This is a genomic window from Streptomyces sp. yr375, from assembly GCF_900110755.1.
Lineage (GTDB): Bacteria > Actinomycetota > Actinomycetes > Streptomycetales > Streptomycetaceae > Streptomyces.
The window spans coordinates 15,822-33,303 of the sequence record NZ_FOFF01000069.1 but is presented as its reverse complement, the minus strand read 5'-3'; the positions used below and the strand labels follow the sequence as shown (position 1 = coordinate 33,303).

General features: G+C 71.1%; 13 protein-coding genes and 1 pseudogene. 8 read left to right on the top strand and 6 right to left on the bottom strand.

Translation table 11 applies throughout. From position 1 onward, the window contains the following. Positions 1-131 precede the first annotated feature (131 nt). Both BMZ82_RS37030 and BMZ82_RS37025 read left to right on the top strand, forming a co-directional pair. On the top strand, positions 132-4,331 hold the full coding sequence (locus BMZ82_RS37030; protein WP_107487722.1) for an FG-GAP-like repeat-containing protein: 4,200 nt from the start codon (positions 132-134) through the stop codon (positions 4,329-4,331). A 36-nt stretch (positions 4,332-4,367) separates the two neighbouring features. Next, positions 4,368-5,495 carry an acyltransferase family protein gene (locus BMZ82_RS37025; protein WP_093781792.1) on the top strand — a complete coding sequence of 376 codons (1,128 nt, stop codon included), beginning with the start codon at positions 4,368-4,370 and terminating at the stop codon, positions 5,493-5,495. Positions 5,496-5,650: 155 nt separating this feature from the next. Here the strand turns inward: BMZ82_RS37025 and BMZ82_RS37020 are convergent, their stop codons facing one another. Continuing rightward, a complete protein-coding gene (locus tag BMZ82_RS37020) occupies positions 5,651-7,699 on the bottom strand; it encodes a bifunctional glycosyltransferase 87/phosphatase PAP2 family protein (protein WP_256252311.1) in 2,049 nt (682 codons plus the stop codon). Between the two features lie 433 nt (positions 7,700-8,132). Here BMZ82_RS37020 and BMZ82_RS37015 point away from each other — a divergent pair, with 433 nt between their 5' ends. Together BMZ82_RS37015 and BMZ82_RS37010 are read left to right on the top strand one after the other, a co-directional pair. Then, complete coding sequence (locus BMZ82_RS37015) at positions 8,133-9,554, top strand: DUF2330 domain-containing protein (RefSeq protein WP_093781791.1); 1,422 nt, start codon at positions 8,133-8,135, stop codon at positions 9,552-9,554. Between the two features lie 109 nt (positions 9,555-9,663). Further along, positions 9,664-10,341 carry an O-methyltransferase gene (locus BMZ82_RS37010; RefSeq protein ID WP_093781790.1) on the top strand — a complete coding sequence of 226 codons (678 nt, stop codon included), beginning with the start codon at positions 9,664-9,666 and terminating at the stop codon, positions 10,339-10,341. A 34-nt stretch (positions 10,342-10,375) separates the two neighbouring features. Here BMZ82_RS37010 and BMZ82_RS37005 read toward each other — a convergent pair whose 3' ends face one another. Beyond that, positions 10,376-10,768, bottom strand: coding sequence for an FHA domain-containing protein (locus tag BMZ82_RS37005; RefSeq protein WP_093781789.1), 393 nt, complete (start codon positions 10,766-10,768; stop codon positions 10,376-10,378). 91 nt (positions 10,769-10,859) lie between these two features. Between BMZ82_RS37005 and BMZ82_RS37000 the strand changes: the two genes are divergently transcribed. Continuing rightward, positions 10,860-11,300 (top strand): DnaJ family domain-containing protein, encoded by a 441-nt coding sequence (locus BMZ82_RS37000; RefSeq protein WP_093781788.1) that lies wholly within the window; start codon positions 10,860-10,862, stop codon positions 11,298-11,300. Here BMZ82_RS37000 and BMZ82_RS36995 read toward each other — a convergent pair. Both BMZ82_RS36995 and BMZ82_RS36990 read right to left on the bottom strand, forming a co-directional pair. Further along, on the bottom strand, positions 11,289-11,711 hold the full coding sequence (locus BMZ82_RS36995) for a hypothetical protein (RefSeq protein WP_093781787.1): 423 nt from the start codon (positions 11,709-11,711) through the stop codon (positions 11,289-11,291). The two genes, BMZ82_RS37000 and BMZ82_RS36995, sit on opposite strands and share 12 nt — an antisense overlap. 5 nt (positions 11,712-11,716) lie before the next feature. Further along, positions 11,717-12,385 (bottom strand): hypothetical protein, encoded by a 669-nt coding sequence (locus BMZ82_RS36990; protein WP_093781786.1) that lies wholly within the window; start codon positions 12,383-12,385, stop codon positions 11,717-11,719. A 174-nt stretch (positions 12,386-12,559) separates the two neighbouring features. Between BMZ82_RS36990 and BMZ82_RS36985 the strand changes: the two genes are divergently transcribed. Together BMZ82_RS36985 and BMZ82_RS36980 are read left to right on the top strand one after the other, a co-directional pair. Next, on the top strand, positions 12,560-13,201 hold the full coding sequence (locus BMZ82_RS36985; protein ID WP_093781785.1) for a dihydrofolate reductase family protein: 642 nt from the start codon (positions 12,560-12,562) through the stop codon (positions 13,199-13,201). Between the two features lie 4 nt (positions 13,202-13,205). After that, the gene (locus BMZ82_RS36980; RefSeq protein ID WP_093781784.1) at positions 13,206-13,727 is read left to right on the top strand and encodes a GNAT family N-acetyltransferase; all 522 of its coding nucleotides are present in this window, start codon (positions 13,206-13,208) and stop codon (positions 13,725-13,727) included. A 21-nt stretch (positions 13,728-13,748) separates the two neighbouring features. Here BMZ82_RS36980 and BMZ82_RS36975 read toward each other — a convergent pair whose 3' ends face one another. Next, positions 13,749-15,794: an MDR family MFS transporter gene (locus BMZ82_RS36975; protein ID WP_093781783.1), complete on the bottom strand. Its 2,046-nt coding sequence runs from the start codon at positions 15,792-15,794 to the stop codon at positions 13,749-13,751. Positions 15,795-15,962: 168 nt separating this feature from the next. Here BMZ82_RS36975 and BMZ82_RS36970 point away from each other — a divergent pair, with 168 nt between their 5' ends. Further along, entirely contained in the window at positions 15,963-17,039 is a 1,077-nt protein-coding gene (locus BMZ82_RS36970; RefSeq protein WP_256252310.1) for a peptidoglycan-binding domain-containing protein, read from the top strand. Positions 17,040-17,126: 87 nt separating this feature from the next. Here BMZ82_RS36970 and BMZ82_RS40065 read toward each other — a convergent pair. Next, positions 17,127-17,243: pseudogene (locus BMZ82_RS40065) on the bottom strand (IS5/IS1182 family transposase); the annotation flags it as partial. Between the last annotated feature and the right edge of the window lie 239 nt (positions 17,244-17,482).

Below are 17,482 nucleotides of genomic sequence, written 5' to 3'. Positions count from 1 at the left end.
CCGCCCTGCCCATGACCGAAGGGGCAGGGATCATGTGTCCCTGCTGCAAGGCACGGGACAGCGGTGGCTACGTGAATTCCGTTGAGAAAACGTCACTCACCACAGCGTCCGATCCGGTAGCCGACGGTTCGATGACCGAGGAGGACAAGGCCCTCGCCGACGCCCAGGCCTCCGGTCAGCCGGTCGAGGTGGTCTCCGCCCGCACCGAGTCGAGCGACACCTGGGCGCAGCCGGACGGTTCGGTGTCGGTGAAGCAGTACGGCAGTGCCGTGCGGGTGTGGCGGAACGGGACATGGGTCGGGACCGACCCCACGCTGATGTTCGCCACCGACGGGTCCGTCGTGCCCAAGGCCACCGCGGTGTCGGTGCGCTTCTCCGGCGGGGGAACGGGCGCCATGCTCACCGGAGTCCGCGACGGCCGCACGCTGTCACTGACCTGGCCCAAGGCGTTGCCCACGCCCACGTTGGCGGGCAACGTGGCCACCTACGCCGAGGTGCTGCTTGGCGTGGACCTGCAACTGAAGGCCGAGGTGGAAGGGTTCTCCCAACTGCTGGTGGTCAAGAACGCGGAGGCCGCCAAGAACCCGGAGCTGGCCCGACTCCAGTTCGCCATCAGCACGGTCGGCCTCACTGTGGCCAAGGACGGCGAGACCGGGTCCCTGGAGGCGACCGATCCGGCCGGGCAGACCGTGTTCACCAGCCCCACTCCCATGATGTGGGACTCCAGCCGACCCACCACCGCCCAGGCACGACAACTGCTCTCCGCTCGCACCGCGACCGCCTCGGCCACACAGGCCGCGTTCGACCCCGGGGCCGGGGCCAAGGACGCCGCCATGGAGACGTCCGTCAGCGGCGACACGCTGACGATCACCCCGCAACAAGAGCTGCTGACCGGGGCCGAGACCACCTACCCCGTCTACATCGACCCGACCTGGTCCAGCAGCGTCCGTACCCACTGGACGAGGGTGTACCAGGCCTATCCCGGCACGTCGTTCTGGGACGCCAAGGACGTGGTACGCGTCGGCTACGAGGCGGAGACCGGCGGTCTGGACCGGATCTCACGCTCGTTCTTCGAGCTCGATACCAGCGCCGTCCAAGGGGCGCAGGTCAAGTCCGCGACGTTCCGGATCCGCAACACCTGGTCCTGGTCCTGCCAGGCCCGCGAGGTGCAGTTGTTCGAGGTCGGAGGCATCTCCGACAAGACGACCTGGAAGAATCAGCCCGGCAGGATCGGCTCCGTGCTGGACACCGTCGACGCCGCCAAGGGCTGGAGCGACGACTGCCCGGCCGGCAACCTGGAGTTCAACGCCACCAGCGTCGTACGCAAGTCGGCCGCGAACGACGCCGCGAACGTCACCCTGGGCATGTACGCCTCCGACGAGACGGACACCTTCGGCTGGAAGAAGTTCGACCCCAAGACCGCGGTCCTGGAGGTCGTCTACAACAACCCGCCCAAGACCCCGACCGAACTCGGTACCTACCCGAGTACCAGTTGCACCGCGGGCGGCACCATCGGCAACACCTCGGTCAGCCTGCACGCGAAGGTCGACGACCCCGACCCCGGAAACCTGACCGCCGAGTTCCAGCTCTTCGCAGCCGGTTCGACCACCCCCGTGTACGAAAGCAGCGTCCCGGCCATCCGCGGACGCGTCCCCAGTGTCGTGCTGCCCACGGACAAGACCCCGAGCGGGACCTACACCTGGAAGGTTCGCGCCAAGGACTCCGACGGCGCCTACTCGCCGTACAGCAAGACCTGCACTTTCGGCATCGACCGCGTCCGGCCCAGCAGACCTCCCGTCGTCACCTCCCAGGACAACACGTACCCGCCGGGGGACCAGGGCTGGCCGCAGCAGACCGGCCCGGCCCGCGCCACCGCGCGCTTCCTGTTCGCCGCGAACGGCGTCACCGACGTGAAGGCCTACTTCTGGTGGACGGACAGCAGTCCGGATCTCAAGGAAGTGCCCCCGGACGCCGCCTGGGCACAGTTCACGGTTCCTTCCTACGGTCCGCACCTCGTGTACGCCTACAGCGTGGACGCGGCCGGCAACCGCTCCGACACCGCCACCTATCTGTACTACGCCACGCGCGCCACGGCCCACGACGAGCCCGGTGACCTGAACGGGGACACGTACAAGGACATCTGGAGCACCGACTCCAATGGAACCCTCCTCACCCACGCCGGCCAGGACGGCGGCCGCTTCTACGCCGCCACCAACGCGGGCGGCATCTTCCCCGGCCAACAGGTCGGTCTCTCCGGCGACTGGGGCCAGGACGGCTACAACGACCTCGTTTCCCTCGAGTACGAGGAGAACAACCAGAAGAACAAGCTGCGCGTCTACGCCAACAACGGCCAGGGAAGTATCGACCGGGACCAACCGCTGACCCTGCGAGTGGCCTCAGGCAGCGACGATCACTGGTACGACGCCCAGCAAGTCACCCCAGGCGGCGACCTCAACGGCGACGACCGCCCCGACATCCTGGTCAGGCAGGGCGGAAACCTCTGGGTCTACTACGGCAACCGCACGGCACGTCTCGACCGGGTAGAACTCCACCCTCCGCTCGTCGGCGGCACCGACTGGAACAAGTACACCCTGGTCGCCCCCGGCGACCTCAACGCCGACACCCTCCCCGACCTGATCCTCCGCAACGACGCCACCGGCGTCCTCTACCGCTCCTACGGGACGAAGGACCCGATCACCGGCAAGCTGAACCTCGCCACCTGGGGAACGCAGCTCACCCAGATCGCCACCGGGTTCAAGAAGGCCGACCACCCCACCCTGGGCACCTCCGGCGACCTCACCGGTGACGGCGTCCTCGACCTGTGGACCCGCAAGGCAGACAACACGATGACCGGCTGGCCCGGCAAGGCCACCAGTGGTCAACTCACGGGCCTCGGCACCGCCTTCGGCATCGACGGAATCACCGGCGGCGCCCGCGTCGCGGCCGGTACCCAGCTCACCGCCGGCCAGTCCGTCACGTCCAACTCCGCCACGCTGACCATGAAGGGGGACGGCAACCTCACGGTCGCCGCCAAGTCCGGCGCGGTCGTCTGGGAGTCCAAGACCTCGGGCAACCCGGACGCCACCGCCCGCGTCGAGGCGAACGGCAACCTCAGTGTCTACAGCGCCGACGGCCAGACCCGGCTGTGGTCCACCGGGTTGACCGCGGCCACCACCCCCAACCTGACCGGTGAGGGCTACGTCCTGCTCCAGGACAAGGGCAACCTGGTCGTCTACAACGCCAAGAGCCAGGCCCTGTGGACCAACGGCTCCGGCCCGCGCCACGACTACAACGGCGACGGACGCAGCGACCTGGCCTGGTGGAACGACTTCGACGCCGGCACAGACGCCACCTACAGCCTGCTGACCAACTCCGACGGCACCTTCAAGGAACCGCTGAAGTCCTTCGCTGCCGCCGCCGGCACGTACGACGCCGCGTACATGAAGTTCGTGACCGGCGACTTCAACGGCGACGGTCGCGGCGACATCGCGGCCCTGCACCCGAAGCCGGACACCAGCCTGGAGATGCTGACCTTCCTGGGACAGGCCAGCGGCGGCTTCGCCGAGCCGTTCGTCTCCTGGACCCTCGGCAAGAACGTCATGCACGGCACCTACATGACCCCGGAGGCCGGCGACTTCAACGGCGACGGTCGCGACGACGTCGCCGTCTGGTACGCCTACCCCGACGGCACCACCAAGCTGTTCACCCTCACCGCCGACGTCCGCGGCGGCTTCAACAGCCCCTTCGAGTCCTGGTCGGCGCCCTCCGGCACCTGGCTGCGCAGCCGCTGCAAGTTCACCACCGGCGACTTCAACGCGGACGGCCGCGACGACATCGCCGTCTTCTACGGTCAGGGCGACGACACCATCCGCACGCACACGTTCCTGGCCGATGTCACCGGCGGCTTCGAGAAGCCGACGTCATGGTGGTACACGCCGTCCCTCGACTGGGACCAGGCCACCCCGCACGCCGGTGACTTCAGCCGCGACGGCCGCGACGACATCATGATCTGGTACGACTACGACGACGGCACCGACCGGGTCTCCACCATGCTCGCCGTGTCCGAGCCGGGTCAGTTCGGCTCTGCCAAGGTCACCCTCGACGGCAAGAAGAGCTGGGACATCAAGCAGACCCAGCTCGCCACCGGCGACTTCAACGGCGACGGATACGACGACCTGGCGGCCCTGCGCAAGCAGGACACCAGCATCCAGACCTGGACCTGGAACTGGTCCGCCGCCGACGGGGCCTTCAAGGGCGGCCTCGCCGGCTGGACCGCGCCCGCCGGCGTCTATCCCTACGATCCGATGAAGCTCGTCATCCCGTACAACTGACCCGATGACCCGAGAAGAAACGATGAAGGACCCTCCGTGACCTCCATACCGGCCCCCGCCCCCGGCCGCGACCGGCTGCCCTCGCTGACCGGGCTGCGGTTCTGGGCGGCTCTGCTCGTCGTCCTGTATCACCTGTCCCGGCAGGTGGGGGCCGTGCCGGGACTGAGTGAGGCGGTCTGGTACGGGCGTAGCGGGGTGACGTTCTTCTTCGTGCTGTCGGGGGCTGTGCTCGCCTGGACCTACGACGGTGCCGGCGTCCCCGCCCGGGTGTTCCTGTGGCGGCGGTTCGCCCGCATCTGGCCGTTGCTCGCCGTCAGCGTGGTGGGGTCGGTCGCCGTGTGGGGCGTCATGGGGCGTGCCGTGTCGCTCAAGGCCGTGGGCGCGACGTTGTTGCTGGTGCACGCCTGGTTCCCGGAACCTGTCGTCTTCACCGGGGGCAACCCGGCGGCCTGGTCGCTCAGTGACGAGGCCTGGTTCTATGTGACCTTCCCGGTGCTGCTGGCGGTGCTCGCGGGCCGGCGTGCCAGGGTCTGGGGGTGGACGGCGGCCGGGGTCAGCGTCGCCGCCCTCCTGTTGTGGCCCGCCCTGTCCGGGCTGTCGCCCACCGACCGCACCTGGGCGCTCGACTACCTGCCGCTGACCCGGTCTCTGCAGTTCGTGCTCGGCGTGGTCGCGGGCCTCGCGCTCAAGCGGGGCTGGCGGCCTCCCGTGTCACTGCCGGTGGCCCTCGGGCTCGTCGTCGCCTGGCACCTCGTCCTGATCCCCTGGTCGAACGCGGTGCCGGACGCCCTCTGGTACAGCCCCTACTCCGCCTCGCAACTGCTGTCCGCGCCCCTCTTCGCGGCCCTGATCTGCGCCGCCGCCCGCGCCGACCTGGACGGCAGGCGCACCGGTCTGGGCGGGGCCTGGATGATCAGGCTGGGACACTGGTCGTTCGCCTGGTACCTCCTCCACGAGATCGTGATCCGCGCGGCCGTCTTCCACTGGGGCAAGCCCGCCCCGGGCGGCGAGACGCTCGTGTTCTGGGCGGGGGTGTCGGCCGCCAGCCTGGGCCTCGCCGCCCTCGCGTATCACTGCGTGGAGCGCCCCGCCGAGCGGTGGCTGCGAGGCCGCGTGGGCCGCCGTCCCGCTACGACCCCTCCGTCCGCCCACCAGCCTGCCTGACCGGACGACGAGGTCAAGCGGTCGCCTCCGGCCCGAACTGGCCCGCCGGACCCGGCAGATGATCGAGACCCTGTATCCCGGCACCGGGGCGTCGGACCAGGCCGCCGGGCTGTACGTGTCCGACGTGCTGACGGGTCCGGACGATGGAGAGGAGTTCAGGCGCTCGGGGTGGGTTCCTTCGCCGCCGGGAGGGGGGCGGGGTGGGGCCGTGTGGTCTCCGGTCTCGCCCTCGGCCCCATGAACAGGTACGACAGTCCGAAGCCGCCCGCGACCACCAGTGCGCCGCCGGCCGCGTCCAGGACCCAGTGGTTGCCTGTTGCGACGATCGCCGAGACCGTGAAGAACGGGTGGAGCAGGCCCAGGGCCTTCATCCACCACTTCGGGGCGACGATCGCGATGACGAGGCCGCACCACAGGGACCAGCCGAAGTGCAGGGACGGCATCGCCGCGTACTGGTTGGTGAGGGCCGTCAGGGTGCCGTAGTCCGGCTTGGAGAAGTCCTGGACGCCGTGGACCGTGTCGATGACGCCCAGGTTCGGCATCAGGCGGGGCGGGGCCAGCGGGTAGAGCCAGAAGCCGATCAGGGCCAGCAGGGTCGCGAAGCCGAGGGAGGCGCGGGCCCAGCGGTAGTCGACCGGGCGGCGCCAGTAGAGGACGGCGAGGACCGTCAGGGGGACCACGAAGTGGAAGGACTCGTAGTAGAAGTCGAAGAAGTCCCGCAGCCAGCCGACCTTGACGACCGCGTGGTTGGCCCAGTGCTCGATGTCGATGTGCAGGAAGCGTTCGATGTCGAGGATCTGCTGGCCGTGGGCCTCCGCGCGGAGCCGGCCGTCGGCGTTCGAGCCGCCCGTCGCCGCCAGCCGGACCTGCTGGTACGCCGCGTACGTGACCCGGATGAGGAGCAGTTCGAGCAGCAGGTTGGGGCGGGTCAGGACGCGCTTCAGGAACGGGAGCAGCGGGACGTGCTTCCAGCGCGTCGGGACCGGGGCCGCGTACTCCGTCGGGACCGGGGTCCGGTAGTACGGGGAGGTGCGCGGGAGGAACGGGACCAGCGTGGCCGCGGCGATCGCGGCCAGCAGCACCACGTTGTCGCGCAGCGGGTACATGACCGGCACGTTCGGCAGCATCATCTTCGCCGGGAGGGTCATCACCAGGGCCACCGCGACCGGCCAGACGTAGCGGTCCGACGCCCGTTTGCCGACCCTGCCGACGACCGCCAGCAGCACCCACAGGAGCTGGTGCTGCCAGGTCGTCGGGGAGACCGCGATCGCCGCGCAGCCGGTCAGGGCCACAGCCAGCAGCAGTTGGCCGTCGCGGGCGTAGCGCACCGCGCGGCGGATGCCGAGGACGGCGACGGCCGTGCCCAGCGACAGGAACAGGCCGATCTCCAGCGGGCCGGCGAGGCCGAGGCGCAGCAGCGCGCCGTGCAGCGACTGGTTGGCGAGCGCGTCCGCCGCACCGCCGAGACCGACGCCCGCCACATGGTGCACCCAGTAGGTGTACGAGTCGTGCGGCATCGCCGCCCAGGCGAGCGCGGTGCCCGCGGCGAACGTGGCGCCGGCGGCGGCCGCGGCGCGCCGCCGGCCGGTGAACCAGAGCAGGGCGGCGAAGAGCAGCACCGTCGGCTGGAGGGCGGCGGCCAGGCCGATGAGCGCGCCGGCCGCCCGCCAGTCCCGTACGACGAAGCAGCCGAGGAGGACGAGCAGGACGGGGATGATGCTGGTCTGGCCGAGCCAGAGCGTGTTGCGCACCGGCAGCGACAGCATCAGCAGGCTGATCGCGACCGGCGCGGCCAGCAGCGACGTCCGTCTGCTGATCGGCTGCGGCAGGGCGCGGGCCACGACCAGGCCGAGCGCGGCGACCAGCAGCAGGGTGCCGAAGGTCCAGCCCCAGCCGAGGGCCTGTTCGGCGGCCCGGGTGAGGGGCTTGAGGACGAGCCCGCCGAAGGGGGTGCCCGTGAACTGCGTGGAGTCGTAGAGCGAACCCTTGACGTGCAGTACGCCGTCGGGTCCGACCCAGGTCTCCAGGTCCGTCAGCCGTTCTCCGCGCGGGGTGCCGAGGACGACGGCCACCTGGCGTACGGCGAGGACCGCCGCCACCAGCCAGAGGCCGAGGCGGGCCGCACGCAGTCGTGCCCTCGCTGTGTCGACCGCCGTCGACCCGAAGGCCTCCGCCGGCCGCCCGCTGTGCTCCGCATTCGCCACGCCTGGTCGGCCTCCGCCCCATTCGTCCCACGCGTGCCGTGCGCGGGTTTTTCTCTAGCGCACCTTACGAGGGTCGCGCCTCCCCCGGACACAGACGCAGGCCACCCCCACTTCACCTGACGTCCGCTCTCCTTTTGTCCCGAAGACGATAGTGGCCCTCGGGGCCGCCCGCCTCCGCGGGGTCGGATCAGGGTCGGATCAGGGTCGGATCCCGGCCGGTTCGGGGCGGGAACCGGATCGGCGTGCGAACGGAACCCGCTCGTCCGCCGTACCGTCGTTGCCACCACACGCACGGCGGAGAGGGCGGAGGGTTGTGGCGGAGGGGATGCGAGGCATGGTCTGTTTCCTGCGGGGGTCACGTAAGCGTTTACGTAAACGCTTACGCAGGCTTTCGCGTACGCCTGTGCGTGTGCGTACGTCTGCGCGTGTGCCTATGCGTAAGCGTTTACGCGCTCGGGTCTCGGCCGTTCTCCTGGCGCTGCTCGCGATCCAGCTCGGTTCGCTCGTGGCGCCGGCCTACGCGTGCGGCTGCGGCGCGCTGGTCCCGGGTGACGCGCGGCAGGTCGCGGTCGGCCGGGAGGTCTCCGTCGTGCGCTGGGACGGCGCGCAGGAGCAGATCGTCATGCGCCTGACAGTGGACGGCGACGCCGAGCGGGCCGCCTGGATCATGCCGGTGCCGCACCGCGCGACCGTACGGCTCGGCGACCCGAAGCTCTTCGACCAACTGGCCGGGGCCACCGCGCCCGAACACCGCACCCGCCGCCACTTCTGGCCGCAGGACGGCGACTGGCCGCTGACCACCGGCGACGCCATGCCACCCCCGCCGCCGCCCGGCGCGGGGCCCGGCGGCGTCGGCGTGATCGGGCGCGAGCGGCTCGGCCCGTTCGACGTGGCCCGGCTCACCGCCACCGACCCGGACGCCCTCGCCGACTGGCTGCGCACCAACGACTTCACCCTCCCCGCCCGCCTCAAGACCGCCCTCCAGCCGTACGTCGACCGGCGCTGGGAGTACGTGGCGGTCCGGCTGGCCCCCGAGAACACCGGCACCGCGCTGCGCGGCGAGCTGGAACCGCTGCACCTCGGTTTCGCCGCCGACAGCCTCGTCTACCCGATGCGGCTGTCCCGGCTGGCGGCCACCCCGCAGGCGCTGGGCCTGTACGTCCTCGCCGCCCACCGCATGGAACCGGCCTCCCGGATCGGCGGCGAGCGACCCCGGGTGACCTTCGCGGGGCCGCTCGGAAAGACGACGGGGCCGCTGGCCGAGCTGGCGAAGGGCATACCGGGCACCCCGTTTCTGACGGCCGTCGCCCAGGACTTCCCGCAGCCTTCGAACATCTCCGGGGACCACGAACTGCGCCGGGCCCGGGCCGACACCGCCTTCCGGCAGGTCGTCTACGAGGACCGGCTGCTCGCAGTGGCCGGGATCCCGGCGTGGCTGCTCACGGTGGTCGGCGGGCTGGCCGTCCTCAACACGGCGGCGGTCGTCCTGGGCGTGCGCTGGGGCCGGTCCCGACGCGCGGGCCTGTCGGGCCCTCGCCATGCCGCGTCCCCCGCGACCCCTGCGACCCCTGCGGCCTCTGCGGCCCCCGCAGCCTCTGCGGCCCCTGCGGCCTCCGCGCCGCGCCCACCCCGGGTGCCACCGGTACCACCCGTACCGCCGACGCCCTCGGTACCGCCGGTACCGCCGGTACCGCCGGTGCCGTCAGCGCGACCAGTGCCCTCGGTACCACCCGCACCACCAGTCCCCTCGGTGCCGCCCGAGCCGGCCGCCCCACCCTCGCCACCCCCGACACCCCCCACACCGTCCCCATCTCTCGCTCAACGTGCCGTCGTGCCCCGTGCGCCGAACGGCTGAATCCGTACCGCTGTCGTTAGCATTCCTAACGAGCAATGCCGGGCCCACCCCCACGTACCCCCACGTACCCCCACGTATCCCTACGTCAGGCACACGAGAGGCAGAGCGCATGAGCGAGTCCGAGTCGCAGGTCTGGGACGCCGTCGACGCCTACTTCACCGACCGACTCTCCCCGGACGACGAGGTGACGGCGGCCGCGCTGCGCGACAGCGAGGCCGCCGGACTGCCGTCCATCAGCGTCACGGCGAACCAGGGCAAGCTGCTCCAGTTGTTCGCCGAGATCCAGGGCGCCCGAGCGATCCTGGAGATCGGCACGCTCGGCGGTTACAGCACGATCTGGATGGCCCGCGCGCTGCCCGCCGACGGCCGGCTGATCTCCCTGGAGTACGACCCCCGGCACGCGGAGGTCGCCGTCCGCAACATCGCCCGCGCGGGCCTCGACAAGGTGGTCGAGGTGCGGGTCGGAGCGGCCCTGGAGTCGCTGCCGCTGCTGGCCGACGAGAACCCGCCCCCGTTCGACCTCGTCTTCATCGACGCCGACAAGGCCAACAACCCGCACTACCTGGAGTGGGCGCTGAAGCTCACGAGCGTGGGCAGTCTGATCGTCGTCGACAACGTCGTACGGGGCGGCCGGGTCGTCGACGCGGACAGCGACACGGGCGACGTGCGCGGCACCCGCGCCGCCATCGAACTGATCGCCGCGCACCCGCGACTGAGCGGCACGGCGATCCAGACGGTGGGGGCGAAGGGCTACGACGGTTTCGCGCTGGCGCGCGTCCTGGCATAGCCTCCGCCGGCCGCCACACGTGTCACATTTCGTGTCACATTTCGTGGTAGTAGCCCACGTTGACGCTGCGCGGCCCGGTGCGGTCGAGGACGATGATCTCGCCGGAGCCGCCGCGCGCCAGCGGCACGCTCCCGCCGTAGGTGAGCGGCTGCGCGTACTGCCCGCTCACCAGCCGCACCTCGGAGGACGGCTCGTCCTGCGAGCCGCGCAGCCAGGACACCTGCCAGGTGCCCTCGGGGCCGCACAGGAACTCCAGGTGCACGCGGGAGACGAACAGCCAGTCGTCCGGGGTCACGAGGCGGCACACGGACTTGTCCCGGCCCACCCGCAGCACGGCGCCCGGCTCACTGGGCGAGTCGGCCATCAGCATGCCGGCCGTGGCGCCCTCTTCCGTCCCGGAGACGGTGGCCATGGTCAGTTCGAGCACGTGCGCTCCCCTTGAGATGTGTGCTGGATGTGCGTGTACAGCCGCCGCATGATAAATCGCTCGGCCCTACCGCGTCCGGCACAATGGACGCATGACCGAGCGAAAGCCACCAGGTGTCCCGTTCGAGTCCTGGGTGGACAAGCAGATCCGTGACGCGGAGCGGCGCGGCGAGTTCGCCCAACTCCCGGGCGCGGGCAAGCCGTTGCCGCCGGGCACGGACACGTCGTACGACGAACTCTGGTGGATCAGACGCAAGATGGCCCGCGAGGGCCTGTCCGTCCTGCCGCCGACGCTCGCCCTGCGCAAGGAGGCGGAGGACGCCCTCGCGGCGGCGTACGCGGCACCTTCGGAACGCATCGTCCGGAAGATCATCACGGACGTCAACGTCAAGCTCCGCGACATGATGTTCAGGCCGCCGCCCGGCCCCCCGCTGGGCATGAAGCCGTACGACGTCGAGGCGGTCGTACGGGAGTGGCGGGAGCGCCGGGAGGACCGGGAGCGCCGGGCAGCGACAGGGGAGTCAGATGTGTAGCAGGCGCTCGGTCAGATCGCGGTAGTCGCGTAGGGCCAGGCGGAGTTGCTCGGTGTCGACGCCCGTCGCCGACCGGTCCTTGCCGCCCGCCGTCGGCTGCTGTTGTTGTTGCTGCTGCTGCTGCCAGGAACCGCGCAGGGTACGGCGGCGGCGGTCCACGGCGTCGGTGAAGCGGGCGGCGAGTTCCTCCAGCACCTTGTCGGCCTCCGCGACGGCGTCCCGGGGGCCGTCGACGAATCCGACGACCGCGTCGCGCATGCGGGAGGCGATGCGGTCGTACTCGTCGTCCGGGAGGAGGGGCGCGCCGGGGGCGGTGGTTCCGGGCGTGGGGGCCGTCTTGGTGGCTGTCTTGGCGGCCGTCGTGGGGTCCTTCTCCAGCGGCAGCTTGGCTGTGGGGGTCGTGTCCGGCATCGTGCTCAGCCCTCCTTCGCCTGGTGGCGGTGGAAGCCCCGGGGCAGGTGGAGGCCGGGGCGGGAGTGGTCCTGGGGCGTGGACTGCGGTGCGCGGCGGCGGCCCGGGTCCCGGTGGGCGCGGCCGACCAGGTCGTCGAAGAGGGCGCGGGCCTCGACCATCGCGGCCCGCATGTCCTCCGTACCGGCTGCGCGGTCGCCGGTCGTGCCCTCGTGGGCGTCTACGGCGCTGTGGACGCGTCGGTAGCCGTGGACGTGGTCGGCGTGGTGGACGGAGAGCGCGCCGAGCTGTTCCTCGTAGCGGCCGGCGTCCGGGAAGCCGCGGGCGCCGGCGACCTCCGCGAGCAGGCGGTCCGCCTCGGTGACCGCCGCGCGGGGCGAGTCGACGAACCGCTCCTGCGCGGCCGTCCAGCGGGCAATGAACCGCTCGCGTTCGGCGGGCTCCAGGGGCCGTTCGCGCAGCTCGCCGTGGCGCTGCACGAGCGCGTCGAGCTCCCGCTCGGCCGCCTCGACGTCGCCGTCGTGCCGGGCGACGGCCCGGTCGTACTCGGGTCCGAAGCGGTGCTTCAGGCCGCGTCCGCCGTGCGAGCCGCGGGCCCGCACGGCCGAGACGGCCGCGACGGCGACGACGGCCGCCACGACCACGATCAGAGCGATGAGCACTCCTGTGGACATGCCTTGCCTTCCGGTGGGTCGGCCCCACGGGCCGGTTCCCGGGTCGGGTTGCCCGGACGGCCGCACCCAAACCGCGCGGCGCGGTGTGTCGATCCGCCGACGGCCCGATCGACGCAAGGGTGAGGGAACAGCGGTCGTACGGAAACAGGCAAACAGGGGAAACAGGAGGTTGTCATGGGTGAGGTCATCGCACGGCTGGCCGTGTCGCTCGACGGATACCTCGCGGGCCCGGAGTCGGGTCCCGCGCATCCGCTCGGCATCGGCGGGGAGCGGCTGCACTCGTGGGTGTTCGGGCTGCGGACGTTCCGGCGGATGCAGGGGATGACGGGCGGGGAGACCGGGCCGGACGACGACCTGCTCGCCGAGCACGTCGTCCGGCCCGGCGCGGTGGTGATGGGCCACGGCATGTTCATGACCGGCGAGATCCCCTGGGGCGACGACCCGCCCTTCCACGCGCCGGTGTACGTCGTCACCCACCACCCGCGCGCGTCCCTGGTGAAGCAGGGCGGCACCACGTTCCACTTCGTCACCGAGGGCCCGCGGCGGGCGCTGGAGCTGGCCCGGGAGGCGGCGGGCGAGAAGGACGTGTCGCTGGCCGGCGGCGCGGACCTGGTGCAGCAGTTCATCCGCGACGGCCGGCTGGACGAGTTGCTGCTGCACATCGTGCCGGTGCTCCTGTGCGGCGGACGGCGGCTGTTCGGCGACCGGGGCGAACTCGGCGACCAGCACATCGAGTGGCGCAAGACGCAGGTCCTTGACTCGCCGGAGGTCACGCATATCCGGTTGCGGGCCCCGCACACCGTCGCCGCAGAATGAGCCAATGACCTGGACGACTCGGACGACTTGGACGGCCTGGACCGTCGCCCCGGAACCCGTCGACTCACCGGTCGCCGTCGCGCTCTGGCAGGAGTACCACACGGAGGTCAGCGACCGCTGGTACCTGCTGCACGAGGGGCGCCGGACCGACCCGGCCGAGCTGGAGCGGGCGATCGCCGCCCAGGACTGGGCCGAACTCACCCCGCCCGGCGGCCAGTTGGTGGTCGGGCGGTACGAGGGTGCGCCGGGCGGCTGTGCGGGCGTACGGCTGCTGGACGCGACGACCGCCGAGCTGAAGCGGATGTTCGTACGGGAGGCGCTGCGGGGCAAGGGGGGCGCGCCGCTCCTCGTCCGGGCCGCCGAGGACGCCGCCCGCGCGCTCGGTGCCACGCGGATCGTCCTGGACACCCGCACCGACCTGGTCGAGGCCCGCGCCCTGTACGCCCGGCTGGGCTACACCGAGACCGAGCCGTACAACGACAACCGGTACGCCGAGCACTGGTTCGCCAAGCCGCTCGACCGGTGACCGACCGCCTGGGCGGAGACGTCAGGGAAGGCGGTGGTCGGGCAACACCCGGCCGTCGTAGGGCTGTTCGCGGTCCGAGCCGCACAGTTCGGCGTTCAGTTCCTTGACCAGTTGGACGAGGTCGGTGGGCCGGTCCGGGCCCCACCAGTCGCCGAGCAGCTCGGCCAGCGACGCCTCGCGGGCCGCGGCGAGCCGTTCGGCGGCCTCGCGGCCCTCGTCCGTCAGCGCCATGACGGGCCCGTCGCGTACGGCGAGCCGGCGGCCCTCGACCTGCCGGACCGCTTCGACGATCACCGACAGCGGGACGGTGCTGCGCTCGGCGAGCACGTTCGGCTCGACCGTGCCGTCCCGCTTGATCCGCAGCAGCAGCCAGCTCGCGGCGGGGAGGAGGTCGTAGCCGGAGCGTGCGGTGATCGTCCGGTAGATCTCGCGGCGGCCCTCGCGGGTGCCGAGGACGGACAGCGCCCGGCACACCTCGTCGTACGAGGAGCGTTCCACCGGGTTGCTGGCCAGGGTCTCCGTCACGTCGGGCGCTGTGACCGAGCCGCGCAGCGGGTCCTCCTTGAGGAACCACGCCAGGACGAAGCCGAGCAGCGCGACGGGGGCGGCGTACAGGAAGACGTCGGTGATCGAGGCGGCGTACGCGTGCAGGACGCGCGGGCGCAGGGCGGGCGGCAGGTCGGCGATGCCACGCGGGTCGGACTCCAGCCCGCCGACCGAGACCCCGGACGGGAGCCGGACGCCCCGGAAGGCGTCCGCGAGCTTGTCGCCGAGGCGGCTCGCGAAGACCGTACCGAAGATGGCGACGCCGAAGGACGCGCCGATGGAGCGGAAGAAGGTCGCGCCGGAGGTGGCGACGCCGAGATCCTCGTAGCCGACCGCGTTCTGCACGATCAGCACCAGGACCTGCATGACCAGGCCGAGGCCGAGGCCGAAGACGAGAAAGCAGGCGCTCATCCCGGCGGTGGAGCTGCGCTCGTCGAGCCGGTGCAGGAGCAGCAGGCCGAGGGTGGTGACGGCGGTGCCCGCGATCGGGAACACCTTCCAGCGGCCGGTGCGGCTGACGATCTGCCCGGAGACCGTGGACGACAGGAGCAGGCCCGCCACCATCGGCAGCATGTGGACGCCGGACATGGTCGGCGAGACGCCGTGCACGACCTGGAGGAAAGTCGGCAGGTACGTCATCGCGCCGAACATCGCGAAGCCGACGATGAAGCTGATCACGGCGGAGAGGGTGAAGGTGCGGATGCCGAACAGCTTGAGGGGGAGGACGGGTTCGGCCGCCCGGCGTTCGACGGCCACGAACGCCACGGCCAGCAGCACGCCCAGCACCGCGAGGCCGACGATCTGCGGCGAGCCCCAGTCCCAGGTGGTGCCGCCGAGCGAGGCCACCAGGACCAGGCAGGTGGCGACGGACGCGATGAGGAAGGTGCCGAGGTAGTCGATGACGTGCCTGGTCGCCTTGCGCGGGATGCGCAGGACCGTCGCGATGACGGCGAGCGCGACGACGCCGACGGGCAGGTTGACGTAGAACACCCAGCGCCAGCTCAGGTGTTCGGTGAACAGGCCGCCCAGCAGCGGGCCGAGGACGCTCGTCGCGCCGAACACCGCGCCGAACAGGCCCTGGTAGCGGCCCCGGTCGCGCGGCGGCACGATGTCGCCGACGATCGCCATCGACAGCACCATCAACCCGCCGCCGCCCAGGCCCTGTGCGGCCCGGAAGGCGATCAACTGCGGCATGTTTTGCGCCATTCCGCACAGCGCCGAACCGATCAGGAACAGCACGATCGCGGTCTGGAACAGTCGCTTGCGTCCGTACTGGTCACCCAGTTTTCCCCACAGCGGGGTGGCGGCCGTCGACGCCAGCATGTAGGCCGTGACCACCCACGACAGGTGCTCCATACCACCGAGGTCGCTGACGATCGTGGGCAGGGCGGTCGAGACGATCGTCTGGTCGAGGGCGGCGAGGAACATGCCGAGCAGCAGGGCACCGATCGAGACGAGAACGTTTCCGGACACGTGTTCCTGACGCGGATCCGCCGTCCTGCTGTGCGCGTCCAAGGCCATGGATGCCTCCTGGGGCTGGTGACCCTTTCATCGTGATCGGTGTCACCCGTTACGGCCTCCCGAGTCCTCGCGGAATCCGTCGAAAGCGGACGTTCCGGGGGCGGTGGGCCACCGGTTGTGTGGAGGATCCGCATATTCTCTGAAGCTTGGACGGGGAGGGACGAACACGTGATCGATCCGACGGGGCAGCAGGGACGGCAGGGGCAGCAGGGACGGCACGGGCTGCCGTGCCCGCAGTGCGGAGCGCTCCGCGCGCCCGACAACACCCCGTCCTGCTCCTGCGCCCGACGCGCCGCCGACGCCCTGCACGACACCCGCACGACGGAGGCGGCAGCAGCGGAGGACTTCGATCCGCTACGGATACGGCCGTACGTGGAACTGGACGACACGGCGGCCTCCGACAAGGGGACGGAGGCCGCTGACGCCGGAGCCGGTGGCACGTCGGATGCGACCGACGGTGAGCCGACGATGCCGCTGCAGCCGGTCCCGACCGAAGCGACGACGACACTGCCCACCCCACTGGCCCCGCCCGTCTCCGCACCCAGCACCACCGACGTGCGTCTGTTCGAGACGGCGGACGTCGGCCCCGCCCATCTCGACGACCACGAGGAACCGCGCCGCCCGCGCCGCCGCCGGGCGCTGCTGGTGGCGTCGTCCGCCGCCGTCGTGGCCCTGGTGGCGGCGGCCGGATTCGCGAGCGGCCTGTTCTCCTACGAGAAACCGACGCGCGACGGAGCCGCCCCCGAGGACGTACGAGCCGCCGTACCCGACACCTCGACCAGCCCCCCGACCACCGCCAAGTCCCCGACGCCAAGCCACTCCGCGTCCCCATCGGCCTCCGACGCCTCACCGTCACCGTCCGAGACCGAGAGCCCGTCACCGTCCACGTCGGAGGAAAACACCGCGCCCACTACGTCCCCGTCGCCCACGGCGACCCGAACCGCCCCGACCGCCCGCGTCACCGGCTCCGTGGTGCCGCCGGAGGACGGGGCCGACAAGAACGGGGAAAGCTCCTTGGGCGTAGTGCTACGACGCGGCGACACGGGCGCGGAGGTGACCGAACTCCAGCTACGGCTGGCCCAGTTGTCCCTCTACGACGGCGCGGCCGACGGCATCTTCAGCGACGAGGTCGAGGACGTACTGCGCAACTACCAGTCAGCCAAGGGGACCACGGCGGACGGCTTGGGCGTGTACGGCCCGTTGACCCGGGCAATCCTGGAATCCGAGACGAAGGAACCGTCGTAGGTCCAAGGAACTGAAGGTCTGAGGGCTGTCCCTTAGGTGCTCTCTGCGTCGGTGCGGACAGTGGGGGGGGTGGACGCCGTCACCTTGGGCGTCGATGACGACCTGATGGTTGGTGGAGTACCTGTGGTTCTTCGGCTGCGCGGCGGTGGCGTGGTCGCGGGTGGGCACCAGGATGCCGTCCACGATGAGCACGGTGCCCTTGGCGTCCCATTAGGTGACCAAGGGCATTGACCAATCCTTCAGCTACCGCTCAGCGGCGATCCCCAAGTGGGATCGTGGCGCGATCTTCTCGTCAGGTGGGTAAGCAGATGCTCCGCCGTACTGAAGACGGTGTCTTGCGGCGCTCCAACCGAAGCCAGGGCGGCGCCGAGCCTTGCCGCCGCTGACTTCGGCACGTCCGAATCGGTAAGGAGGGGAAGGATCAGCAGGAGCCGGGCGGCCGT

Bases quoted from the DNA above. Each gene is read 5' to 3' on its own strand.
- BMZ82_RS37030 (WP_107487722.1), top strand. From the start codon at position 132: ATGACCGAGGAGGACAAGGCCCTCGCCGACGCCCAGGCCTCCGGTCAG.
- BMZ82_RS37015 (WP_093781791.1), top strand. From the start codon at position 8,133: ATGCGTAAGCGTTTACGCGCTCGGGTCTCGGCCGTTCTCCTGGCGCTG.
- BMZ82_RS37010 (WP_093781790.1), top strand. From the start codon at position 9,664: ATGAGCGAGTCCGAGTCGCAGGTCTGGGACGCCGTCGACGCCTACTTC.
- BMZ82_RS37000 (WP_093781788.1), top strand. From the start codon at position 10,860: ATGACCGAGCGAAAGCCACCAGGTGTCCCGTTCGAGTCCTGGGTGGAC.
- BMZ82_RS36995 (WP_093781787.1), bottom strand. From the start codon at position 11,711: ATGCCGGACACGACCCCCACAGCCAAGCTGCCGCTGGAGAAGGACCCC.
- BMZ82_RS36990 (WP_093781786.1), bottom strand. From the start codon at position 12,385: ATGTCCACAGGAGTGCTCATCGCTCTGATCGTGGTCGTGGCGGCCGTC.
- BMZ82_RS36985 (WP_093781785.1), top strand. From the start codon at position 12,560: ATGGGTGAGGTCATCGCACGGCTGGCCGTGTCGCTCGACGGATACCTC.
- BMZ82_RS36980 (WP_093781784.1), top strand. From the start codon at position 13,206: ATGACCTGGACGACTCGGACGACTTGGACGGCCTGGACCGTCGCCCCG.
- BMZ82_RS36975 (WP_093781783.1), bottom strand. From the start codon at position 15,794: ATGGCCTTGGACGCGCACAGCAGGACGGCGGATCCGCGTCAGGAACAC.